The organism is Corynebacterium sp., from assembly GCF_030826625.1.
In the GTDB taxonomy this organism is placed as follows: domain Bacteria; phylum Actinomycetota; class Actinomycetes; order Mycobacteriales; family Mycobacteriaceae; genus Corynebacterium.
Map to the genome: position 1 here is coordinate 1 of NZ_JAPJNQ010000094.1, position 7522 is coordinate 7522.

7 protein-coding genes and 1 tRNA gene are annotated in these 7522 nt (G+C 58.3%); all 8 read right to left on the reverse strand.

Annotated elements, in window-relative coordinates; genetic code table 11:
* Window positions 1-656: 656 nt before the first annotated feature.
* A complete protein-coding gene (locus tag RCH87_RS10440; RefSeq protein ID WP_373690974.1) occupies window positions 657-905 on the reverse strand; it encodes a helix-turn-helix domain-containing protein in 249 nt (82 codons plus the stop codon).
* Window positions 906-957: 52 nt separating this feature from the next.
* Window positions 958-1806, reverse strand: coding sequence for an IS3 family transposase (locus tag RCH87_RS09575; protein ID WP_306516472.1), 849 nt, complete (start codon window positions 1804-1806; stop codon window positions 958-960).
* Between the two features lie 23 nt (window positions 1807-1829).
* The gene (locus RCH87_RS09580) at window positions 1830-2120 is read right to left on the reverse strand and encodes a transposase (protein WP_018120343.1); all 291 of its coding nucleotides are present in this window, start codon (window positions 2118-2120) and stop codon (window positions 1830-1832) included.
* A gap of 82 nt (window positions 2121-2202) precedes the next feature.
* On the reverse strand, window positions 2203-3180 hold the full coding sequence (gene gluQRS, locus RCH87_RS09585; protein WP_306516473.1) for a tRNA glutamyl-Q(34) synthetase GluQRS: 978 nt from the start codon (window positions 3178-3180) through the stop codon (window positions 2203-2205).
* Window positions 3164-4414 carry a tRNA guanosine(34) transglycosylase Tgt gene (tgt, locus tag RCH87_RS09590; RefSeq protein WP_306516474.1) on the reverse strand — a complete coding sequence of 417 codons (1251 nt, stop codon included), beginning with the start codon at window positions 4412-4414 and terminating at the stop codon, window positions 3164-3166. The genes gluQRS and tgt overlap by 17 nt, the downstream gene beginning before the upstream one ends.
* A gap of 43 nt (window positions 4415-4457) precedes the next feature.
* Entirely contained in the window at window positions 4458-6935 is a 2478-nt protein-coding gene (locus RCH87_RS09595) for an MMPL family transporter (RefSeq protein WP_306516476.1), read from the reverse strand.
* Window positions 6936-7168: 233 nt separating this feature from the next.
* Window positions 7169-7259: transfer RNA gene (locus RCH87_RS09600), tRNA-Ser, on the reverse strand.
* Between the two features lie 82 nt (window positions 7260-7341).
* Window positions 7342-7522: hypothetical protein (locus RCH87_RS09605; RefSeq protein ID WP_306516477.1), on the reverse strand; the 181-nt coding region annotated here is incomplete at its 5' end.

Sequence of the window (7522 nt, forward strand, 5' to 3'; positions counted from 1 at the left end):
AGGACAGTGGAACTAGTCGCTGGCTTCGGTATGGCTTATTCCTGTCCCTGTCTGACAATGATCCAGGGGGTGATGCCGCCGAAGGCAGTGACATACTTCAACTGCTAATAGGAACCTGACCCAGCCCAGATGAAAACTCGCCACTTATCACCTGCATGCTCACCATCACCAAACCACTACGCCCACACCTAACCACCGACAGCAGCACACTCATTCTTCCGCAGCCGCTAACCTCCAGGTCTCTATTTGTGATGTCTCGGGATTATCTGCGAAGCGGTCAGTTATCGATTTCGGCAAAAACTTTTTGGCGGCAAAAATAGGCACACCCCAATATAGGGTAGTAATGATTTCAGCTTTCAACAATCCCCTAGACGTAGAGTTGGAGTGCGACTAGCCTGTGATGCAAACCATAATTCAATGGATCCACTCTCGAAACCAAGCGCCTTAGTGCGGATCGGTTCACCGACCGGGACAACACCCCAAGCAACGAAAAGGATTGTTTCCTATGATGAATACTTCTCGGAACAGTAAAAACGTAGGACTGGGTATTCTAATTGCACTATTGAGTTCCGCTCTGCTACTCCTGGCAACTTCGTTGCCCAGCTCAGGCTTTACGACCCTTCTTTGGGTTATCGCGTTTTTCGGGTTCGTAGGAGCTACTTATATATTGGGGCGGGAAGCTGTAGCGAGACGAGCAGCAAAATCTTGAAATAATGGTTGGCGTGTGTCGCCAGCCGGGCAACAGTTGGCGATCTCGGGGGAGCTTTCCGACTTGTCGCTTCGGTGACGTAGCAGTGGACGGTGCCGACTGAGCAGCCGAGTTTGTCTGCGCTCTCGGGCATGCTCATGCCTTCCAGGCGCAATTTGAGCACTTGGGCGCGCTCAGCTCCATGCTCCTTAAACACGATGAAGTTTTAGAGAACTAGTGGAGTGGGCTGGAATATCGGACCAGTGACCTTAACTGGTAACCTCGAGATTTTCTTTCTTCCAACACTCAACAAACGCATCCGGGCTTAAATAACCCAAAGACGAATGCGGATGCAACTGATTATACCTTTGTGACCACCACGCCACCATCCGGGCAGCATGGGTGTGATTATCAAAGACATTATCAGCCAACAACTCATCACGCATACGATTATGAAACGACTCCACAAACCCGTTATGCCACGGCTGACCAGGGGGAATGAACGCCTGGGTTAACTGTTGCTCATCAACCCAATCTCGTAGCTTACCCGCAATAAACTCCGGGCCGTTATCCATACGCAACACCTTTGGACAGCCATGCTCTAACACAGCAACATCTAGCATTTCCACCACATCAGCAGCACTAATAGACCGAGCCAGGCTAAAAGTCACATGCTTGCGACTAAACTCATCGATGACGTTGCAGATCTTAAACGCCCGGCCGGTGTAATCAGAATCAAACTGGAAATCCAGTGCCCAAATCTCTCCTGGTTTTTCTGCTGCTCCTTTTCGGGGTTCAGGATTATGTGAGATCACCTGCTTACGTTGTTTACGAGGAAAAACCCGTAAGTTTTCCTCACACCACAACCTGCGAAACACATCCCGAGAAACGCTGAAACCAGCACCGCGAGCATGAACAAGTCCACGCCTATAACCCCACCGACGATGGGTATCAGCAAACTCATTCATCCACTCACGCAGCAAATGGTAGCGATCTGCGCTTGGGATACCACTACGCTTTGCGCGTTGCCTACGCGCCCGCTGATAGCTTGATCTAGATAGCCCGACAACACGACACGATAACCGCGTACTAAAGCCTTTATCGGTGAGATAGTCCACGGATTCGTGTTTGCGTTGCGGGCTTAGAATTTTTTCTCAGCTAGCTCGCGTAATGCTTCTTTTTCTAGTTCTGCTTGACCCAAAAGAGCTTTTAGCTGTGCATTTTCATCCTGCAGACGCTTGAGTTCTTTGGCTTCTTTGCGGTTGATCTGCCCGTAGTCACGGCGCCAGCGTGCCAAGGTGGCTTCTGAAACACCGATGTCGCGGCAGATCTCTGCGTTGGTTTTGCCTTCATTGGCAAGTTTTGTGGCTTTTTCTAATTTAGCCACGATTTGTTCTGGGGCGTGTTTGGTGAACTTTTTCATGGTTTCCATATCTTTCTGACCTGGTCGGTCGTTATGGTCTCCTATGTTAAGTCATCCGGTCCGAAAAACCCCGCCCACACCACTAGCGCTACTAGCGTGCTTCCCACGCGTAGTCGTCGGCAAGCGCTTCCGGGCGGAAACTCTCGAGAGCTTCGTGCAACGACGTCGCACCAGCGCAGCCAATGGATGCGAAAATCTCTCCGACGACTCGAGCGGCAGGCATGGTGCGCAAAGAAATCGGGCCATCGCGCTTCGCCAGCCGCTGCCCGTCGGCGTTGACCACCAAGCCAACGTGCGCATACTCTGGCGCGGCCAGGCCTAACAGCTGCGCCAGATACGCCTGCCGCGGCGCAGACGACAACAAATCGTTTCCCCGCACCACCTGCGTGACCTGTTGGTGCGCATCATCGACCACAACCGCCAGGTTATAGGCATAATCACGCGCCTGTGCCACATTGCCGCCACGACGCACAATAAAATCATCCACCCGGCCGGTGTATTCGCCGTGCAACCGGTCAGTGATGCTGAACTCGCTGCACCCCGCACGCAGCCGCAACGCCGGAACCCGGCCCTGCCCAGCAAGTTCCTCGCGTTTCTTCACGCGCTGCGCCTCGCTCAAATCCCGGCACGTACCCGGATACTCTCCCGGAAGCTGATGCGGCGCCGACGCCGCCTGCTGGATCTCCTTGCGCGAGCAATAACACTCATACACCAGCCCCCGGCCTGCCAGCTTGTCGACGGCTGCGGCATAAGCCTCCTGCCGATCCGACTGCCGCAGCTCCGCACCGCGATCATCCCAGTCCAGGCCAATCGCCTGCAGATCCGCCAACTGGCTGTCGACGAAGTGTTCCCGGCACCGCTGCGAATCTAAATCATCGACGCGCACCACAAAGCCCAGACCATCGGCACGCGCGAACAACCACGCCGCCACCGCGGTGCGCAGGTTGCCAAAGTGCAGGTCCCCGGTCGGCGACGGCGCGTAGCGGCCGACACCCCAGGTGCCAGCAGCGCTAGCCCCTGCAGCAGCCAAAGCAGCGCTAGCCCCTGCAGCGCTATTTGGTGTGCGCATAGTACCGGCCCAAGAACTCATCGCGGTACTCGCGGTAATAACCGCCGTCGATCGATTGCCGGATGTTATCAACCAGGCGAATCATAAATTCCAGGTTGTGGATCGTGCACAACGTGCCGGCCAGAAATTCCTTGGCCTTGAGCAAGTGCCGGATATACGCGCGCGAGTAATTCTGCGACACATAGCCACCGAATTCCTCGTCGACACCGGAAAAGTCCCGCTCAAAGCGCTTGTTCTTCAGGTTCATCCGGCCATCCAGCGTGTAGACACCACCGCGGCGGCCCAGGCGCGTCGGCGAGACGCAATCGAAGGTATCCGCGCCGTTTTCAATCGCCCAGAACACGTCGTCCGGCTCGGAAATGCCCAGCAAGTGGCGGGGTTTATCGTCTGGGAGCTCATCGCACACCCAGCCGACGATCGTGCCCAGCATGCCTTTATCCAACGCACCGCCGATGCCATAGCCACCGAAACCACGTCGACCAGCAGCCTCGGCTTCCCGCGACAGCTCCACCAGCCCGCGGGTAGCCTGCCTGCGCAGATCCTCATGCTGTGCCCCCTGGATCACGCCCCACAGCGACTGCTTCGGCCGGTGAGCACGCTCCCGTGTCAACCGGTCGTGCTCTACCAGGCAGCGCTCCGCCCAGCGATGCGTGCGCGCCACCGATTCCTCCTGGTAGGCGCGGGTATCGACCAGCGTGGTCAACTCGTCGAACGCAAACATGATATCCGCGCCCAAACCGTGCTGGATCTGCAGCGACTTCTCCGGAGTAAACCGGTGCCGCGAACCGTCCAACACGCTGCGGAAATTCACGCCGTCCTCGTCGACAATCGCCAACGAATCCTTATTCACCTTCCGCGGGGTGTACTCCGCCATCTCCTGCTCGTAGTCCATCTTGATGGTCTTTTTATGCCCCACGCCCAGGCTCATCACCTGAAAACCACCAGAATCGGTGTAGGTGGGCCCATGCCAGCTTTCAAACTTGGCGACGCCGCCGGCCTCGTCGACAATGTCATGGCCCGGCTGCAGGTACAGGTGGTACGCGTTGGACAAGATCGCCTGCGCACCGGTTAGCCGAATCTGCTCCGGGCTCAGCGTTTTCACCGTCGCTTTTGTGGCTACCGGGATAAACGCCGGGGTCTTAATCGGGCCATGCGGGGTGGTGATCGTGCCCGTGCGGCCTTGCATTCCCGGCAGATCCAGGTGGGTGTTGACGGTGAAACTCAGATCGGTCATAGCCGCTAGTTTATCGTGCTGCGGCTAATGTGCCGTGCTGCGTTTAGTCTATCGTGCGATGCTTGCTGGGTTGCTCATTACGCATGGCATGCTCACTCTGCTGCTCTTCCCGATCCAGCGCAGGCACCTCCTCGTCATCTTCCAGGCTCGTGCCTTCCACATCCAGGTGCGGGGTCACCTTGTCCAGCCAACGCGGCCACCACCAGTTACCGCGCCCCATCAAGAACATCGCGGCGGGCACAAACGTCATGCGGATGAAGAAGGCGTCGAAAAGCACCGCCACACCCAACGCAAAACCAAAAATGCTGATAAACGGCAACGGCTGGCCAATGAAGCCGACGAACACCGCGATCATAATGACAGCTGCCGCCGTGACGACGCGCGCGCCCTGACTAAACCCAGCGATGGTGGAATAGTCGATCCGGTTGTAATCACGCGCATCCGGGTCGTAGCGGGCGAATTTCTGCAGGCCATCCCCGTGCGTCGCGGCGAAAGCCTCCCGCATGCGGGTGACCAAAAAGATCTGATAATCCATCGCCAGGCCGAAGGTCAGGCCGATGAGGAAGATCGGCATAAACGAGATCAGCGGACCCGGCGCGTCGACGAAGCCACCCAGGCCTTCCTGCCAAAACAGCACCGTAACGCCGAAAGCCGCGCCCACCGAAAGCAAGAACCCGGCCCCAGCGACCAGCGGCACCAACAGGGACCGGAAAACCATGATCAACAAGAGCACAGCCACGCCGACGACTACCGCCAGATACAGTGGCATGACCTGGGCCAGGCGCTCAGTGATATCCACCTGCACCGCGGTCAGGCCCGTCAGGCCGACGCTGGTTCCGGTGGCGCGTTCAACCTCCGCATTGACGCGGTTCAGGTTTTCCACCAGGTCGACGGTAGCGGGATCAGCCGGGCCGGTTTTCGGGGTGACCAGGATCTGGGCGGCGCGACCATCGTCGGCAAGCGCAACCAGTTGGGCGTGGTCGACGGCAGCCAGGGTATTGATCTGGTTGACGGTGTACAGGTAGCTCGCGCGGGCGGCTTTGTCCTCGCGAGTGAGCTCTTCAGCATCACCCTGCAGCTCGATCATCGTCTGCAGCGCGGCGGCGTCCTCATTGACGGTGTGGGCGTCGACAAGCGTCAACAGCGGGCCATTCGTGCCCGGACCAAACCCCTCGGCCTTCAAATCCGCGGCCTTGCGCTGCGTGGTTTCCGGGTTACCAGTGGTGTCATTCGGCAACGCGAGCTCCAGGCGCGTCAACGGCGTGGCAGCCGCACCCATTCCGAGCACGACCAGCAACAACATCACAGCCGGGAAACGCTGCACGAGCCCCACCCAGCGCCGCCCCAGCGTCGGGCCCTGCTTCACCTTGCCGTTACGACGCGGGCGGCCAGCAATGCCGGGGAGTGCGAAGCCGAAGGAGCGATCGCCAAGCAAGCCCAAAATAGCTGGCAACAGGGTTAGCGGCACGACGGTAGCCAGCGCGACGGTCGCTGCCGCGGCCAGACCCATCGCGGTCAGGAACTCGATCTGCGCAACCCAAAGCATGGCCAGCGCGATGAAGTTGGTAAGCCCCGCGAAAACCACCGACGAGCCCGCCGTACCGCAGGCCAGGGCGATGGCTTTGTCATTCGGCAGACGCTGCTGCTCGCTGCGGTAACGCGACATCACAAACAGCGCATAGTCAATGCCGACAGCCAGGCCGACCATGAGCGCCAACACCGGGGTCATGTCATTCAGCTCTGCAAAGCCGGTGGCCGTGATGACCCACAATGCGCCAATCGCCACGGCCACGATCGCGGTGACGATCGGCAGAATCGCCGCAATCAACGAGCCAAAGGTCACCACCAACACCAGGAACGCGATGGATAATCCAATCCACTCGTTGGACAACTCGATCTCGATCGGGTCACCAAAGCCTTCGCCGGAAGCCTCCACCGTCAGCCCAGCGTCACGGCCAATATCCATGGCCTGGTAGACGGCGTCGTACTGTTCCGGCTGCACCTCGTAGGCGTTCGGCGCATCGAATTTGAAAGTGGTCCAGCCGATGGTTTCGTCGTCGTTAAGCAGACGCAGATGCTGTGCATCCAGGCGGGCGGTTTCTTCCGGCAGGCCCTGCTCCACGCCCAAGCGCTCGACGGTTTCCACCAGCTCCGGCGACAGCATGACGGGGTTGCCGAATCGCATCTCGTTTTCGATGACGAGGTTTTCTTCCAAGCTGGCGATGACCTCGTCGATCGCGGCAGTGTTCTCGGGGTCGCTGAGTTTTTCGCCCTCCGGGGCTTGGAAAACCAGGTTGACGGTTGCCGCAGCGGCCGGGTTGCCGTCTTCCGGGAAAAGCTCGACGACGCGTTTGGTGGTGTCGATCGTTGGGGTGTCATCGATTTCGAAGTCGCCGGTGAAGGAGCCGGACAGGCTCAGCGCTGCACCGACGGACGCGGCGAGGATGACCAGCCACGCGATGATGACGCTCCAGCTGTGGCGGAAGGAGAACAAACCCAGCCGGTATAAAAATTTTGCCACGTTTTCGCCTTACCTCATCTTGTCTCATCTTGTGCGCTGCGGCTTGCGGCGTCGGGCCGTCACAGAGCCGTTGCCGTCTGAGCGTTGCTGCTGAGCACTGTTGCTTGGGGCGTGGTCTAGGGGTGTGTAGCCGACGTCCACGCCACTGCTCGCCGTGTTGCTGATTCCGTCAACTCTATTAAATCGTGTTGGTATTAAAAAAGCAGACCCTTGAAATAAGGATCTGCTGTAAATGGCGGTGGCGGCGGGATTCGAACCCGCGGTTGGGGGTTACCCAACAAACGCTTTCGAGGCGTTCACCTTCGGCCGCTCGGACACGCCACCGCCGATAAGGATAGAACAGACCGCGGCCTGTCTCCAAATCTGGGGCGGGCACGGACGAATAAACGGCGAAAGTGGCGCCGTTTTACAAATAGGCACCCAAAACAGGGCCCAAATCAGACACTATTTGTAAAACGGCACCATTTCCGAGCCCCCAGAGGCCAAAACCGGATGGACGGCCGGATTGGCTGGGCGAATCTGCGAAGTGCAAGGCGAATGTGCGATTTTTGCAGACGACAACAAATCGTTTCCCCGCACCACCTGCG